Here is a 16,555-nt window from a genome sequence, read left to right on the forward strand (position 1 = left end):
ATTGAATCTGTTTTGAAATAGAATATCAACAGAAAACCGACAGAAAACAACAATTATTTTAATCAATTCCTATTTTAAGTGGAAGCAAAACACAGCGTTAATAAGGTAACCGCAGGTGCTTTATTAATAACGTTAGGTATCATTTACGGAGATATTGGTACATCGCCATTATACGTAATGAAAGCAATTTTTGGGAACTCACCCATTAATTCAAATTTAGTGCTCGGAGCCGTTTCATGCGTACTCTGGACACTTACGCTGCAAACCAGCATTAAATACGTGTGGCTAACGTTACAAGCCGACAATAAAGGCGAAGGTGGTATTTTTTCGTTGTACACCTTGGTAAAAAAACTCAAGAAAAAGTGGTTGATTGTTCCGGCGCTTATTGGTGGTAGCGCCATGCTTGCCGACGGTTTTATTACGCCGCCTATTTCTATTTCATCGGCACTGGAAGGTGTTAAAATCTATTATCCCGATTTAAAGACAATTCCCTTTGTAATAGGAATCATCTTGGTTTTGTTCTTCTTTCAAAGTTACGGAACCAAAACCATAGGTAAATTCTTCGGGCCTATTATGTTGATCTGGTTTTTAATGTTAGGTGGCGTAGGTCTTTTACAGATTACCCAAGTACCTGAAATTCTTAAAGCGGTAAACCCATATTATGCCTATTTGCTGTTAACCGAACATCCGGAAGGATTTTACGTTTTAGGCTTTGTATTTTTATGTACAACAGGTGCCGAAGCCTTGTACAGCGATTTAGGGCATTGTGGTATTAAGAACATCCGTTTAAGCTGGATGTTTGTTAAAACCACTCTTGCCTTAAACTATTTGGGACAGGGCGCTTTTTTACTATCGCACACCAACATTCAACTAAAAACATTTGATAACGGTGTAGAGTTTATTCAAAACCCGTTTTATTTAATGATGCCCGAATGGTTCATTCCAATAGGTATTGTTGTAGCAACTTTAGCTGCTGTTATTGCAGCGCAGGCGTTAATTACCGGATCGTTTACTATGATTAACGAGGCTATGCGATTGAATTTGTGGCCGCGTGTTTTGGTTAAATATCCATCAAACATAAAAGGGCAACTTTACATACCATCAACCAACTGGATTTTGTGTATCGGCTGTATTTTGGTGGTGTTGTACTTTAAAGAATCGAGCAATATGGAAGCTGCTTACGGTTTGGCAATTATCATGTGTATGATTGCTACCAGCATTCTGCTTACTTATTACATGATTTTAAAACGATTCAATAAGTTGATCATTGTGGCGTTTGTATTAATCTACAGCGTTATTGAAGTATCGTTCTTTATAGCGAATATTGATAAATTTCATCACGGTGGATACGTTTCACTGATTGTAGCCGGTGCTATTGCTTTTGTAATGACGATTTGGTTTTTAGGTAAGCGCATCCGTAAAAATTATACCGAATTTGTAAAATTAAGCGATTATACCAGCGTTATTGAAGATTTAAGTAACGACGAAAGTATTCCGCAGTATTCTAACAATTTAATTTATCTGACGAACGCACACAACAAGAACGAGATTGAATCGAAGGTTATTTATTCGATACTTTACAAACGACCAAAGCGTGCCGATGTGTATTGGATGCTGCATGTAAACGTGATTGATGAACCTTACGGAATGGAATATCAGATTAAGAAATTTTCGGATAAAATTATGCGTGTCGATTTTTATTTAGGATTCCGTATCGCGCCAAAAATAAGTCCGTTGTTTAAAAAGGTATTAGAAGATTTAAGCATGTGCGGTGAATTTAACCGATTAAGTACGTATCATTCCTTACGAAAAAACCAGATTACTGCCGATCATAAATACATTATTATTGAAAAAGTAGTATCGTTTGATAATGATCTGCCTTGGTACGAAAAATTCATTTTAGATTGTTATGCCTTTATCCGCAGAAGAAGTTTATCAGAAGAAAAAGCCTTTGGGTTGGATAACAGTTCGGTTAAAATTGAATATTATCCGTTATTGTTGAATAAAAACCTGCCGGATATTCCATTAAAACGTAGAGCAGACAAGAAAGAATAAATCTACAAACACAATGTGCTTAATCAATACGTTTAAGCACATTTTTTGTTGTAACCTTACTTTAAAATGATCTAAATTTTATTTCTTATAACATAAAAAAGCTATAAATTAGGATTTCATTTTAACAGCATAAAAATGAAGTTATACTTATTCTTGATCATCGGTTTGTTTTCTATTTCTCTAACAGCGCAAAACAGTGCCGACCAAAAGACCTTTTTAAAAGACATTCCCTATAAAATTGCAGAAAAAGATACTGTTAAATTAGATATTCATCTGCCTAAACAAAAGGTTTACGATAAAAGTCCGGTTGTAGTGTTTATTCACGGCGGTGCATGGGCACAAGGCGACAAAGAGATTAAGTACCATTACACCGAAGGGATTAAAGATACGTTGCAAGAAAACGGCTATACCGTTGTAGCAATAAATTACCGTTTGGTTAGTAAAACAGTTGATATTGCCCAACAGCTAAACGATTGTAAAGATGCAATTCTTTGGGTTGCAGATAATGCTGATGAATATAATTTTGATACGGAAAACATAGGGCTTTGGGGAGAATCTGCCGGTGCACATCTGGCATTAATGACTGCGTTTAACACAGATCAAGATAATGAGTTACCTAAAATTCGTTTTATTTTGGATAACTTCGGCCCGACCGATTTAAACAAAGTTTTAAAAACCAACGCCAGTTGGTTTACCAGAAAAACCTATAAATTGCTGTTACCGAAATTATATGATATTAGAGAGAAATTGATCTTGGCAATGACGTCTTTCGATATCAATACTAATAAAGAAGAAGCAATTGCCGTGGCAAGACAGTATTCACCTATTGAACATTTACAGACTGCGCCAAAGACTCCTATTTTAATTCTGCATGGAAACAGAGATTTTATTGTTCCTTTTAAACAATCGAAAAAACTACATAGAGAACTCAACAAACTTGCAGTTACCAACAAACTTATTAAAGTTAAAAAGGGAAATCACGGTTTTACAAAAACCGACAAAAAAGAGATCCATCATTTAATTAAGGAATCATTTGTTTTTGTACAGCAGCATTATCATAAAAAATAAGGTTATTTTTTTGGGAAAGGTTGTGGTATATTTTTCTAAATTTGAGGCATTAATTGAATGCTATGACGTTCATTTCATTCAACGAACTAAAAAAACATCTTTAAAAAATAGATTTGAAAATAGTATTTATCTATATAATCCTTTATTTAGGAATTGTACCTTTTATTGTTCTTCTTTTTAAGAAAAAGGCTTTTAATTTTAAAGAACCTATTGTTCCGTTTATATTGGTAACTGCTATTGCCAGTGTTTATGAAATTGTAAGTCCGGAAATATTTGACGTAATCTCAGCCTTATCTTATTGGTTTCAAATTTTACCTTTTCTTGAAATAGTAGGATTGTATTTTTATTTTTCAGGAATTTTTAAAAAAAAATATAATAAAACAATTAACCTATTACTCGTTACTTCATTAATTGTTTACAGTTGTTCATTCCTTTTTTGGGATATTAAAATGAATCTTCCGTCTCATTCCATAAATAAATCTTTCATAACTCTATGTGTAATAATTGGTTGCTTTAGTTGGTTTAGAAATCTGGTTAAAAATACAGATATAGAAAACCTTTGGAATTTGCCCGATTTTTACTTCATGTCATCAATTCTTATCTATTATTCAAGCACTGTACTGTTATTTTCATTAGGTAGTTTTATTTATACTGGTGTGGAACTATACGAATACTGGTGGATAAACATATTGGCAACACTGATACTAAGAATACTGTTAACAATTGGCACATGGAAAATGAAGTTCAAATAAAGTTGTTTTTTTTAATTGGAACACTAGCAATGGTCTTTCTGGCACTAGGCATTATACTTATGTCTGTAATTTACAAATCAAGAGTAGATCGGTTAAACAGAAAAAAATCTGAAAGTCTTTTAAATGCTTCCTTAAATTCCGAAAAAAGAGAACGCCAACGCATAGCATCAGATTTACACGATGGTTTAAGTGGAGATTTAAGTGCCGTTAAAAACTTTATTGCTCTTTTAAATAACAAAGAAGAAGATTATTCCAAAAAAGAAATTCTGCAGGAAGTTTCTACTGTTTTAACCCATGCCCTTTCAAACGTACAAAACATAAGTTACAACCTTATGCCGCCTCTGTTAGAAAGTTACGGTTTGGTGCCTACGTTAAAAAGTTATTTCGATCGTATAAAAAAATCGAACAATATTACTATTAAACAACATTATTTCAGCGATGTTATAGAAATTCCTTCATCAGAAGCTTATGAAATATACCGCATTGTTCAGGAACTTACCACAAACATGATTAAACACGGTAATTCTCAACAAATCTCTATTTCAATAACGTTAGATCAAAATACACTGCTTTTTGAAATAACTGATGATGGAATTTCGTTCGATTTTAATGAAAAACTTCAAAGCAGTTTAGGAATGGGTTTAAAAAACATAAGTTCCCGCATAAAACATATCGATGCAAAACTGATACAGCAACCGATTTCCATTGGTAATAAATTTCAAATTATTTTAAATTCAGACAATTATGTTAAGAGTAGCAATAACCGATGATCACACACTGTTCAGGAAAAGTTTGGGAATGCTGGTGAACAACTTTGCAGATATGCAGGTGGTATTGGAAGCAGGCAATGGTTCTGAATTACTGGAAAAACTTCAGAATACTTCGGCAGATATTTTACTATTGGATTTACAGATGCCCGAAATGGATGGTTTTGAAACAGCAAAGCGAATAAAAGAACGCTATCCGGAAATAAAAATATTGATACTTACACTAATGAGTGAAACCGATATCATTGACCGCGTAATAAAAATGGGTGTTAACGGATATTTTACCAAGAATACTCCGCCACAAGAACTTGAAGACGCCATCTGGAACTTATCAAACGATGGTTTTTATTTTGAAGAAAGTCTTTCAACGGTTATCAATAAAATTTTGAACGATACTGAAACAGAAATAATTCCAGAAGAAACGATTAATTTTACAGAACGAGAATTAGAGGTTATTAAATTTACGGCTGAAGGCTTTAAGGCGCGGGAAATTGCCGAAGCACTCTACATAAGTCCAAAAACCGTTAACAATCATAAACAGAACATTCAGAACAAATACCAGTTTGAAAGTATGATGACCGCCATTTTATACTGTTTAAATAACCGATTAATAGATGTTGACCTTAATTCTTCTAAAAAATAGGTATTTTACCTATTGATAAAACTAACTGCTTTAAATAATTTAGCTGAAAAGTTTAGAAGTTAAAATAATACGGGAAACACTATGACTTAAGGACTGTTCAATATATTGAACAGTCCTTTTTTTTATTGAATGAATTTCGTTTGATGTTTTTCACAAAAACTATTTCTTTGTCAATACCAGCCCTCTACCGTCCTTAATATTAATTCGTCGTCTTCGGCTATTAAAATCAACATATCTTTATTTTTTTTTCATTTGTCGGAAAATTTCTATCCCCTTATTAATTTCATTTGTTATCTCTTGCTCCATAATATACAAATCCGGATTAGATTCTATTTCCTGTTCCCAGAAAGCAGCCCTTTCGGTTAATTTAACCAATCCTGAAGTGCCTGACGTACCCTTTAGTTTATGAAGAAATCCTTTAGCTGTAGTACTTTCGTAATCTGAAATAATTTTTTGCAGTTCTTGCTTAGTATTGGTAAGTTCTTGAATGACTAAGTTTATAAAGAAACCTTTAAACTCCTCATCATCACCTAGCTGCTCTTCAATCATTTTTTTATCCAAGTCATCTGAAGTATCTAAATTCGAATTCCTAGTTGTGTAATTATCAACAGCAATATTTTTTTTAATTACAGCAAACAATTCAGCCTGTCTTATAGGTTTTGGAAGAAAATCAGACATACCTGCAGACAAACATCGCTCTTTCTCGCCTACAGAATTACCTGCACTGATTCCTACTATAGGCACATCTTTATAATCAGGAAGCGTACGGATTGATCTTGTAGCTTCTATACCGTCCATAACCGGCATTTGAACATCCATTAAAATTAAATCATAAACTGTTTCACTGCATTTCATTAATGCCTGTTTTCCATCACTAACTTCTATTAAGATAGCATTGGGTGCGCTAAGCTGCATCATTTTGTTATTAAGTGCCCTGTTTACCGGATTATCATCTGCCAAAAGCACTGTCATAGGCTGTTCTATCACCATTTCTTCTGTAGAAACTACCCTATCCTTTTTACCGTTATTCTGTTTAGAGTCTTTAAGAGCATATCTTAGCGTTCTGTAAAGTTCATCCGATTTTATAGGTTTTAAAAGACAGTACGATTTGTCGTCTTTTCTAAATGCTGATATGAATTCATTTTCTTCAGATGAAGTATGCAGTACGATAAGTGGAATCATTTCTTCCTGAATTTTAAACAATTCCTTTATTTTTTCAATTGTCTCCAATCCCGATAAAACCGGCATATGATAATCCATCAGAATCATATCGAATCGTTCTCCATTCATTAAAAGCTGAATCGCTTCCAAGCCGTTTGCCGCCGCTTCAGATTTTATATTTTTATACGCCAGCATGTGCTGTAAAATGGTTCTGTTATTCTGATTATCGTCTACAACCAATACCCTGCCTATTTCTGTCATATCATCATCATTTTCCTGCAGATCATCCTTATCATACGGAACTTCGATATCAAAATAAAAGACAGATCCTTTTTCCATTTCACTTTCAAGCATAAGGTTCGTTCCCATATACTTCAGTAGGTTATTTGAAATGGTCAATCCAAGTCCTGTTCCGCCATATTTTTTGCTTACAGAACTGTCTTCTTGCGTAAAAGCATCAAAAATGCGTTTTTGTCTTTCCTTTGGAATCCCAATACCTGTATCCCTTACAGAAAAACGTAATGTTATTTTTTCATCGTTTTGCTTTAATCTGCTTACGGCAAATTCTATTTCTCCCACTTCGGTAAATTTTACTGCATTACCCAGTAGGTTTATCAACACTTGTTTTATTCGGGCTTCATCAATCCAAACCGTATTTGGAAGCCCTTGTTCTATGTTAAGTAGTAATTCCAGTCCTTTACTTTGCGCCTGATACAGTATAATGTTAACTACATGGTTTGCCAAATCGTAAACATTGTATCGATCAATAAACAACTCTAGTTTGCCGGACTCAATTTTAGAAAAGTCTAAAATATCGTTTATAATACTTAATAAGCTGTTTCCAGAATCGCTAATGTAATTAAGATACTGCACCTGCATATCTGTTAAAGGCGTTTTAAGCAGCAGATCAGAAAAACCAATTACACCATTTAACGGTGTACGTATTTCATGACTCATATTGGCAAGAAATTCAGACTTTGCCTTACTTGCTAAATCTGCTAATGTTTTTGCTTCTTTTAATTCTTGATTTATTTTTACGGAATTTGTTATATTCTGGGTTGATATCACTACTCCACCAACCGTACCGTTAGATAAATGCCAAGGAATCACCTCCCAGTTAAAATGCTGTGGCGTGCTTTCACCCGGTATCTCAAACTTCTGATTTTCATTTTTGTACGCCTGTCCTTGAAGCGCTTTAGTGTATATAGCCCTTCTTTCGTCGGGAATATTCGGATTTACTTCATATAAATTCTGTCCGATGATATCCGAACAATTGTCATGAAATTCCTGCAACCATCTTTTACTTACCGATATATAATTTAAGTTATTGTCTAGCATTGCTACTGCAGCCGGCACGTAATTTACAAAATACCGTAACATGGCTTCTTTCTTCTCAAGTTCAAGATATGTGTTCTTCGACTGATCGATATCCTGAATAATTCCAAACACCCGCACACATACACCGTCTTCAAATTCAGGAATCCCTTTCACACGAACCCATATCAATGAACCGTCGTGCCTTCTTAGCCTTAGCTCTTCATCGTAAGGAAGTCCTTTTTCTACCGCACGCAAAAACAACTGCTCTATTCTTGGTTTGCTTTTTTCTTCATAGAATGCAATTGCACTATCTAAATCGGGGGTATACTGCTCCGGAACCCTATGAATTTTTTTTGTAGAATCAGACCAGAATATCTTATTCGTTTTCAGGTTCACTTCCCACCCTCCTACACTCGCTACTTTATTTGTTTGTTCTAAAATTTTCTGGGTATAAATCAAATCCCTTTCCAATTGTATCCGCTCGGTCATGTTCAGTGCTGTGCTTACCACATACTGTTTACCGTTCTCATCGGTTTCCAGCATATTGTTGTACATCCAGTAAATATCTTTTCCGGTCTTTGTACGTAGAATCATTGTTCCGGTATCTTCACCCTTTTCTATGATACGCTGCATATAATCATTTAAATTTTGCAGGTGTTGCGGCGGTACCAGTTGCTGTAATGACAAATTGCCGACATCTTCCGGTGAAAAGTCAAGTATTTCTCGCCCTTTTTCGTTCACGGCAAGAATCTTTCCATCTAGATCGTGCATACTCATAAGTCCTATTGCATTTTCAAAGAAATTTCTAAAACGGCGTTCCGAACTTTCTAGTTTTCTGTGTTCTTCAATATCATGAGTAATATTGCGGCCAAAACATATTATTTCGGTATTTTGTCTGTTAGGCTTAAAGTACCATTCTATAAACAACTCTTCCTGATCATCGAGTGTTGTTATTGTTGTGGTAGTAAATCCTCCTGAATTATAAGATAACGCGTCTAATTTTTGTTGCAAATCTGTACTGTTTCCCAATACATCTGATAACTTCAAATAAACCAGTTCACTTTTATTCTTTTGAAACAGAGCTTCGAATGCTGGATTTACATCTTTAAATACCTGATCATTTTTTAAGACACAAATAAGATTATTGGTAACATTAAAGATTTCAGAAAAATATTCCGCCTGAATATTCTCTCTTCTGCGAAGCAGTGTTTTAGTTACTGCTTTGCCCAGATTTTTTAAAGATACAATCTGTTTATCCGAAAGTGATTTAGGGACAAAATCTACCACACATATTGTTGCCAGAACCAACCCGTTTTCATCAACTAAAGGAACACCAGCATAAAACCTTATATTTCCATCGATTATCATTCTTTTGGATGATGTTCTTTCGTCAAGGAAGGTATCTTCAATAATAAGAACATCTCGACTCATGATAGTATACTGACAAACTGTTTCACGACGCGGAACAAAATCTACATCCATTCCAACACAGCTTTGTATACGCTGATGATTTGCCTCCATCACTCCAATGATCGCCACAGGGCAATCGGTAATCAAACATGCTGCTTCTGCAAAAATATCCAATTCAGGATCTTTTTTTAAATCCAATAATTCGTGGAGCTTTAAACTTTCAAGCCTTTGGTTTTCATTAGGCGGCATAGGGTATGTAGTCATATTACTTACAATTAATGTATCCCATAAAAGAGGGATATCTCCTGTAAAGTTATATTATTTTTTTTAAGACCTTAGAAATCTAAAAAAAATATTACATTACGTAGCAGTTTAATCTTTTAGTATTAAATGAATGCTCAATGAGGGTTAAAAGACCCACAAAAAGAAATTCATCTTAGTAATTAAGTTAAATTCCTATTTTGTATAGCCAAATTATTTTAAACCTACTCTTTATTATTAGGCTTAGATTATTTCTTTGTCAATACCAGCCCTTTATCATATTCCAAATTTGCAGGATCTTTAAACACCATTTTTCCGTTTATTTGCTCTACGTCGCCATAACCTTCAACCGCAGATGTTTCAGTTAGTTTAAATGCAACCTGTCTTTCAGACAAAACTCCTTCCGAAGAAAACGTATAATCTGCCAGCAGAATTCCATCTTTAATTTCGCCAATAAAAGTACCCGAATTTCGGTCTTTTTCTTTTAAGGCATACATTAGGTTTCCGCTTGCCTTATTGCCATCAACCATAAGCTGCAACGTTACAGTAGTACCATTTTCCTGGTAATTATACATTCCCGAAAAATCGGTTTGGCTTGAATTAGTAATTGTAGATGTAACCGTATCGTTACTTTCAATCTTTTCTGTTTTTTTGGCACATGCGCTTAACAATACAATCGCACCAAAACAATATAGGATCTTTTTCATAGGATTTCTTTTTAAATTAAAACTATTTTTTCAGATTTTCACTGAATGCTTTTCTAAATTTATCAACTTTTGGTTTAACTACCAAACGACAATATGCCTGATCGGGATTGTTTTCGTAATAATTCTGATGATAATCTTCTGCTTTATAAAACTTTTTAAACGGAGCCACCTGTGTAACAACCGGTTTATTATAAGCCTTTTCTTTATTGAGCTGATCTATGTAAAATTCGGTCAGTTGTTTTTGTTCGGGATTATGATAGAAAACCGCAGAACGGTACTGCGTTCCTACATCATTCCCTTGTCGGTTCAATTGTGTAGGATCGTGTGTTACAAAAAAGGCTTCCAACAGTTCTTTATACGAAATTACAGCAGGATCAAACACAATATTACAGGCTTCTGCGTGATTGGTGTTTCCGTTAGAAACCTCTTCATACGTTGGATTTTCGGTTGTTCCGCCGGTATAACCCGATGTCACGGAAACAACGCCTTCTAACTGTTTAAACTGTTCTTCCACACACCAAAAACAACCGGCTGCAAATGTAGCGGTTTCTGTTTTTCCTGATAAAACAGGCTGTTTTTCAGCAATAGTTTTATTTGTTGATTTTTCTTTAGTGTTAGATTTAGATGTGCTTTGTCCGCACGAAGAAAACGGCAGTGCAAAACAACACAAAAAGAATAAGTTAACCACATTCAGCATTTTAATACTTTTCATACATACAGCTTTTTAACGATTGATAGCTAGTGTAAAGTTCGTAAAATGATGACGGATTTGTTATAAATAAATGCTAAATTACCAATTGCAGGTTTTTTGCTTTTATATATCAAAATAACTAAAGTTCAAGTGCTTTTTCCCACAGATGCACCGATATATTTTAGGATGTACTGTAATTCTACATAATTTAATTTACACAGATTTTGAATGCTACGCATTCAATCATTTTAAACATTTATAAATTTACTATATAGTAACAATAAGAAATCTGTGTATCTGTGGTTTATTTTATAAACATTACAGGGTAATTGAATATCTTTATATAAAAAAGCATGAAAAAATCGTTTTTTAAAATACTGAACAGTATCAATAAAAAAATACTGCCCAGCTATATAGATAAAGATCCTGCAAAATTAAGCAAGGTTCAGCAAGCCGTTCTGGCTTTTCGCTATTGGGTTTTGGTGCAATCTAAAGAGTAAATTACTGTAATTCTGTTACGGTGATATACGTTACACCTTCGGTATCAACCCAGGTAGATCCTGAAACGGTAATGGTTTCACCTTCTTCGTAACGCTTATATTCACTACCCGATTTTTGCAAATTGATTCTGCTTATGGTAGCGTTGTACATTTTTTTGTCGGCAGCCTGTAACACCGCTGTGTAACCGTCTTTTCCGTTAGTTATAGTAGTTATCTTTCCTGTAACTGTTACGTTTTCCTGATTTTGTTCGGTTGTTTCTACCTTGTTTTTCTTACAAACACAACCGGTAGTAACCAATGTTGTAACGGTAAAAAATGCTAAAACTAAATTTTTCATAGTAATTATTTATTTATTGAATATTCTAAATGCAGTAACGGATAAGGTTTTCCCATACCGTCAGTTTCAGAGTAACCTTTTTGTTGATATCCCTGTTTTAAATAAAAGTCGACCGCCTGCGTATTTTGTTCGTTAACATCAACTTTATAAATCTGCAATGTGTTAATAATATAATCTACTGCAATTTTACCAAAGCCATTGCCTCTACTTTCGGCATCAACAAACAACATTTCCAGATTATCATCAGAAACTGAAAAGAAACATGGAATAATCCCAACATCTTCCACAACAAAAACATTCAATTGCGGTAGAAATTCGTTTGGAATCAATTTCTTAAACAGTTCTAAATCTTCTTTCTTCAGAAAATCATGTGTTGCTTTAACCGAACTTTCCCAAATTTCCATAATTCGAGGATAATCTTTTGTATCGGCTTTTCTAATTTTCATACTATTAAAATCAACACTCAAAAATATAAAATCTAAAGAACCAATTCCAATAATAATTTCGTAAATTCATATTGATTATTTCGAATGTGATTTTTTATGTTCGATCTAAATAATTTGCTATGAAAAGAAAAAACGTATTACTAACAGCTGCCGTTATAGTAATTGCAGGTGTTACCGGATTTGTGTATTCGTGCAAATCTGTTAAAGTTCCGGAAGGAATTACCGTTGTTAAAGATTTTAAAATCGAGCCTTACATGGGCACGTGGTACGAAATTGCCCGATTTGATTTTAAACACGAAAAAGATTTAAGTAATGTTACTGCGACCTATTCATTAAACGAAAATGGTACGGTGAAGGTTGTAAACAGAGGTTACAACTATGTAAAAGACAAATGGGAACAAGCCAACGGAAAAGCAACTTTTGTAGACAAAACAAACGAAGGTGCATTGAAAGTATCTTTTTTCGGACCTTTTTATGCCGGATACAATGTGGTTTTAATGCAGCCCGATTATGAAAATGCTTTGATTTTTGGCGAAACAAAAGATTATATCTGGATACTTTCCCGAAACAAAACCATTCCAAACAACGTAAAAGAAAAATTTTTGAAGGAAGCTGAAAATGCAGGTTATGATTTATCGCGATTGGTGTGGACGAAGCATGATAAATAATGTTATTGAGAATCAAAACTCCGTCACTTCGAGTAGCGGAACGTAGTGAAGCGTATCGAGAAGTCAATAAAAAATAAGTTCTCGACAAGCTCGAACTTACGTGCTGTGATGATTTATCTTTAAAGTAAATTATCTATCTCTGCTTCTCAACCAGATATTTCCAATATCGTTTAGGAACATGCTGTACGTGCAGTTTTATGTTCCTACGGGCTTCTATGTTGGTGCTTTTAAAATACTGTTTCCACAAACGTTTAAAAAGTTCGTCGCGTTCGTCCAAAGCAATTGTTAAACTGCTGCTCTGTAAATTTTTCTGTTCGGTGGTATCAATTTCAATTTCCGATACAGCAACGGTGTCATAATAAAATCCGTATTTGCGTTTAACATCGTAAATAATCCAGGGCATATCGGCATATCTATTTCTAAAAAACGATAAGATCAAAGGCAGCACATTAAAATCGGGTTCAATGATTGCATAATACAATCCGTCGTTACTTTTGCTGAAACGGATAAACGCCTTCATGCGGTGGCGTTCCCTGCTTACTTTCTTTAAGGTTTGATGGAAATACAGCACCTGTGTATCGCCAAAATTTTCCAACACATCGGTTTGTCCCTGAAATAATCGCACCATAATGTAATACGCAGCTTGCCATGCTACCGGATCTTCAGACAAAAATGCTCTGTAGATATCATCGACGATCAATTTTCCGAATTTACTTTTCAATCCATTCTGAATCCGCTGCGCTTTATCAACATCGGTAAAAATAGTTCGTTCAGGCAGGAATATATCCGGCTGAAACAAACCTTCGGCAACAGGTACGGCATGCCATTCCTTCATTTCGAAACACTCGAAAACGCAACACAAAAAACCCTGATAACTGCCATCGAAAACATAATTCATCTAAAACAGTTTTAACTGGTTTTCGGCAATTTCTTGCTTATACTTGCTGTTCCCTGTCTGCAAAATAATATTTTTTAACTGTGGCGCGTATTTAAAACCCAAAGGCGTAACCGAATCGGCACAAGTAATAAAATGTTTTGCCCTGTTATAGGCAATTCCCATTTTTTTAAGCTGGTATTCGCGCAAACTTCCATACTTTCTTGCAGAAACAATTTTCATAGCAGATCCTCTGCCGATTCCCGGAACACGGATAATGGTCTGATAATCGGCTTTGTTGATATCAACCGGAAACAAATGTAGGTTTCGCAATGCCCAACCTAGTTTAGGATCAATATCCAGATCCAACTGCGTAAAAGCAGGATTCAGAATTTCGTTCAAAGAGAAATTATAAAACCGTAACAGCCAATCGGTTTGATACAATCGATTTTCTCGGATTAATGGCGGACGCGTACCTATTTGCGGTAAATTGGTATCGGTATTATTTATAGGAATGTATCCGCTGTAATACACCCTTTTTAGCTGATATTTCTTATAAAATTCATCGGCAACACTCATAATTTCCCAATCGTTTTCAGGCGTGGCGCCAATAACCATCTGGGTACTTTGCCCGGCTGGAACAAAAGTAGGAGTATGTTTAATTAATTTTTTTTCGTTTTGAAACGTCTGTATTTTAGTATTTACAAACTGTAAAGGCTTGCGAACGGCATCGTGACTTTTTTCGGGAGCCACCAGTTTTAAGCCGGCTTCGGTTGGCATTTCTAAATTAATACTCATACGGTCAACGTACAAACCCGCTTCCTGAATCAGTTCTTCGCTGGCACCGGGAATCGTTTTTAAGTGGATATAACCGTTGTAACGCTCTTCTAATCGAAGTTTTTTAACGATTCGCAGCAGACGTTCCATGGTAAAATCGGCATTTTTAAAAATACCCGAGCTTAAAAACAAACCTTCAATGTAGTTTCTGCGGTAAAAGTTCATGGTTAAATCTACAACTTCTTCCACAGTAAAGGCAGCCCGTTTTACATCGTTACTTTTACGGCTTACACAAAAAGCACAATCGTAAATACAATGGTTTGTCAGCAGAATTTTAAGCAGTGACACACACCTGCCGTCTTCGGTATAGGTGTGACAGATCCCGGAAGAAGACGCATCTCCAATTCCCCCGGTATTTTTCCGCTTGCTTCCGCTTGAACTGCAACTTACATCGTACTTTGCGGCATCGGCAAGAATCATTAATTTCTCTTCAATTCGTTCCAAAACATTCATTCTTATGATCTTATCAAAGGTACTTATTTCCCAATTTTTAAAAATGTCGTTACCCTGTTAAAAACGACATGGAACTGTTAAGATTTTGATAAGATGTTCTTTAGTGACTGACTATGCATTTTTTAGCTGCCGAATTATTGCTAACTTGTAGTTTCATTTTTAAAAATTAAAGCTATGAATGATTTAAAAGGAAAAAAAGTTGCCATTTTAACCGAAGACGGTTTTGAAGAAATTGAATTGACAAGTCCGCGCGATGCCTTGAAAGAAGCTGGTGCCGAAGTATTGATTGTGTCGCCTAAAAACGATAAGGTAAAAGCAAAATCGGGTGATGATTGGACGAAGGAGTACGATGTTGATCTGCAGTTGGGTGATGCAAAGTCAACAGCATTTGATGCCTTGGTAATTCCCGGAGGAGTGATCAATCCGGACAAATTGCGTGTTAACAAAGAAGCTATAAATTTTGTTCAGGCTTTTTTTAACGAAAATAAACCCGTTGCCGCTATTTGCCACGGACCGCAAGTGCTGATTAATGCCGAAGTGGTTCGGAACAAAAAAATAACATCGGTAGAAGCTATTCAAGTTGATCTTAAAAATGCGGGTGCACATTGGGAAGACAAAGAGGTTGTTGTTGACGGAAACCTGATTACCAGCCGTACACCGAAAGACCTGCCTGCTTTTAACAAAACTACTATTGAAGTTATTGCCAACAGATAATAAAAAAAGCCCCACATACTGTGGGGCTTCTAAGTATCAACTAAAATTCAAATGCATATTTTATTTTAAAACCAAACATAAAGGGTGAAATTGTTTTGTCCTTATACTGCGACTGGTTTAAAACACTGTTTAACGTCAGTGGTTGATCCATGTCCGCGATGTATTCTACGGGTTGTGCTTCTGCTGCTGTTGATGGTCGCATATCGTTCAATCCCATTTCAAAGAATACACCCAAATACAAATCGTTACTGGTATTCAGTGTTTGTTTAACTCCTGTTTCCAAAACCCATGAAAAGGTATTTCGAAGCTTTACAGTACCCTCGGTACGTCGGTCACCAATATTCCCAAATCCTGCGAATTCCGGACCGTTAAGTTCTGCATCCCACTCCGGGTAATAACCGGATGTTTTGAGGTTGTTCCATTCCTGACGGTATTTAGAATTCCCTACCTGTAATCCATAAAGAACACCTGTTCTAAGATACCAGCGAACTACACCCGATGTTTCAAACTGAACTGTTAAAGGAACACGGAAACTCTGCCATTGTACCGACTCTTCAAAATAACCTGTGTTATATCTAAATTCAAATGAGTCTCCCTCTGTATCAACTTCTGCTGAAGTTCCTCTTATACCTGGAGCAGCAAATACAAGTTCTGTTTTTAAATACGATATTCCCGTACCGATACTCCAGTTATTATTCAGGTAATGACTGTACCCAAGACCGACTGAAAATCCTTCAGAATGTTTTGCCATGGGAAATGAATCATCACCCTGATGCTGGATTAAATGTCCTGCACCTTCAATCTGCCATTCCTGCGCTTGCGCTGCATTCACAAAAAGGAATGCAGCCAAGCAGCTAAAGAATGTATTTATGCTATTATTTTTCACTGTTTAAA

The 16,555-nt window shown here is 35.3% G+C and carries 16 protein-coding genes; 8 read left to right on the forward strand and 8 right to left on the reverse strand.

Translation table 11 applies throughout. The annotated features are described in order from the left end of the window. Window positions 1–78 precede the first annotated feature (78 nt). The 5 genes from F0460_RS11485 to F0460_RS11505 all read left to right on the forward strand — a co-directional run bounded on the left by F0460_RS11485 (window position 79) and on the right by F0460_RS11505 (window position 5,285). Window positions 79–2,055, forward strand: coding sequence for a KUP/HAK/KT family potassium transporter (locus F0460_RS11485; RefSeq protein ID WP_150013350.1), 1,977 nt, complete (start codon window positions 79–81; stop codon window positions 2,053–2,055). 135 nt (window positions 2,056–2,190) lie between these two features. Further along, window positions 2,191–3,123 (forward strand): alpha/beta hydrolase, encoded by a 933-nt coding sequence (locus tag F0460_RS11490; protein ID WP_150013352.1) that lies wholly within the window; start codon window positions 2,191–2,193, stop codon window positions 3,121–3,123. Between the two features lie 113 nt (window positions 3,124–3,236). Beyond that, window positions 3,237–3,875, forward strand: a complete 639-nt coding sequence (locus F0460_RS11495) for a hypothetical protein (RefSeq protein WP_150013354.1) — start codon at window positions 3,237–3,239, stop codon at window positions 3,873–3,875. Continuing rightward, window positions 3,854–4,645, forward strand: coding sequence for a sensor histidine kinase (locus tag F0460_RS11500; protein ID WP_150013356.1), 792 nt, complete (start codon window positions 3,854–3,856; stop codon window positions 4,643–4,645). The genes F0460_RS11495 and F0460_RS11500 overlap by 22 nt, the downstream gene beginning before the upstream one ends. Continuing rightward, window positions 4,620–5,285 (forward strand): response regulator transcription factor, encoded by a 666-nt coding sequence (locus F0460_RS11505; RefSeq protein ID WP_150013358.1) that lies wholly within the window; start codon window positions 4,620–4,622, stop codon window positions 5,283–5,285. Before F0460_RS11500 ends, F0460_RS11505 begins: the two co-directional genes overlap by 26 nt. Before the next feature lie 237 nt (window positions 5,286–5,522). Here F0460_RS11505 and F0460_RS11510 read toward each other — a convergent pair whose 3' ends face one another. From F0460_RS11510 to msrA, 3 genes are all read right to left on the reverse strand, one after another. Further along, window positions 5,523–9,437, reverse strand: a complete 3,915-nt coding sequence (locus tag F0460_RS11510; RefSeq protein ID WP_150013360.1) for a response regulator — start codon at window positions 9,435–9,437, stop codon at window positions 5,523–5,525. Between the two features lie 245 nt (window positions 9,438–9,682). Next, on the reverse strand, window positions 9,683–10,141 hold the full coding sequence (locus F0460_RS11515) for a putative periplasmic lipoprotein (RefSeq protein ID WP_150013362.1): 459 nt from the start codon (window positions 10,139–10,141) through the stop codon (window positions 9,683–9,685). A 22-nt stretch (window positions 10,142–10,163) separates the two neighbouring features. Beyond that, a complete protein-coding gene (gene msrA / locus F0460_RS11520) occupies window positions 10,164–10,853 on the reverse strand; it encodes a peptide-methionine (S)-S-oxide reductase MsrA (RefSeq protein ID WP_150013364.1) in 690 nt (229 codons plus the stop codon). 332 nt (window positions 10,854–11,185) lie between these two features. On the opposite strand from msrA, the gene F0460_RS16200 reads away from it, so the two are divergent. Continuing rightward, window positions 11,186–11,332 carry a hypothetical protein gene (locus F0460_RS16200; protein ID WP_190304142.1) on the forward strand — a complete coding sequence of 49 codons (147 nt, stop codon included), beginning with the start codon at window positions 11,186–11,188 and terminating at the stop codon, window positions 11,330–11,332. Between the two features lies 1 nt (window position 11,333). Here the strand turns inward: F0460_RS16200 and F0460_RS11525 are convergent, their stop codons facing one another. Both F0460_RS11525 and F0460_RS11530 read right to left on the reverse strand, forming a co-directional pair. After that, window positions 11,334–11,669, reverse strand: a complete 336-nt coding sequence (locus F0460_RS11525; protein ID WP_150013366.1) for a hypothetical protein — start codon at window positions 11,667–11,669, stop codon at window positions 11,334–11,336. A 5-nt stretch (window positions 11,670–11,674) separates the two neighbouring features. After that, a complete protein-coding gene (locus tag F0460_RS11530; protein ID WP_150013368.1) occupies window positions 11,675–12,115 on the reverse strand; it encodes a GNAT family N-acetyltransferase in 441 nt (146 codons plus the stop codon). A 119-nt stretch (window positions 12,116–12,234) separates the two neighbouring features. On the opposite strand from F0460_RS11530, the gene F0460_RS11535 reads away from it, so the two are divergent. After that, window positions 12,235–12,783 carry a lipocalin family protein gene (locus F0460_RS11535; RefSeq protein WP_150013370.1) on the forward strand — a complete coding sequence of 183 codons (549 nt, stop codon included), beginning with the start codon at window positions 12,235–12,237 and terminating at the stop codon, window positions 12,781–12,783. 133 nt (window positions 12,784–12,916) lie between these two features. Here the strand turns inward: F0460_RS11535 and F0460_RS11540 are convergent, their stop codons facing one another. Both F0460_RS11540 and F0460_RS11545 read right to left on the reverse strand, forming a co-directional pair. Further along, window positions 12,917–13,681, reverse strand: coding sequence for a TIGR03915 family putative DNA repair protein (locus F0460_RS11540; protein ID WP_150013372.1), 765 nt, complete (start codon window positions 13,679–13,681; stop codon window positions 12,917–12,919). After that, window positions 13,682–14,947, reverse strand: a complete 1,266-nt coding sequence (locus F0460_RS11545; protein ID WP_150013374.1) for a putative DNA modification/repair radical SAM protein — start codon at window positions 14,945–14,947, stop codon at window positions 13,682–13,684. A gap of 174 nt (window positions 14,948–15,121) precedes the next feature. Here F0460_RS11545 and F0460_RS11550 point away from each other — a divergent pair, with 174 nt between their 5' ends. Continuing rightward, complete coding sequence (locus F0460_RS11550; RefSeq protein ID WP_150013376.1) at window positions 15,122–15,661, forward strand: type 1 glutamine amidotransferase domain-containing protein; 540 nt, start codon at window positions 15,122–15,124, stop codon at window positions 15,659–15,661. 40 nt (window positions 15,662–15,701) lie between these two features. On the opposite strand, the gene F0460_RS11555 is transcribed toward F0460_RS11550, so the two are convergent. Continuing rightward, the gene (locus F0460_RS11555) at window positions 15,702–16,547 is read right to left on the reverse strand and encodes an outer membrane beta-barrel protein (protein ID WP_150013378.1); all 846 of its coding nucleotides are present in this window, start codon (window positions 16,545–16,547) and stop codon (window positions 15,702–15,704) included. Window positions 16,548–16,555: the final 8 nt, after the last annotated feature.

This window comes from Paenimyroides baculatum, assembly GCF_008629655.1.
Taxonomy (GTDB): domain Bacteria; phylum Bacteroidota; class Bacteroidia; order Flavobacteriales; family Flavobacteriaceae; genus Flavobacterium; species Flavobacterium baculatum.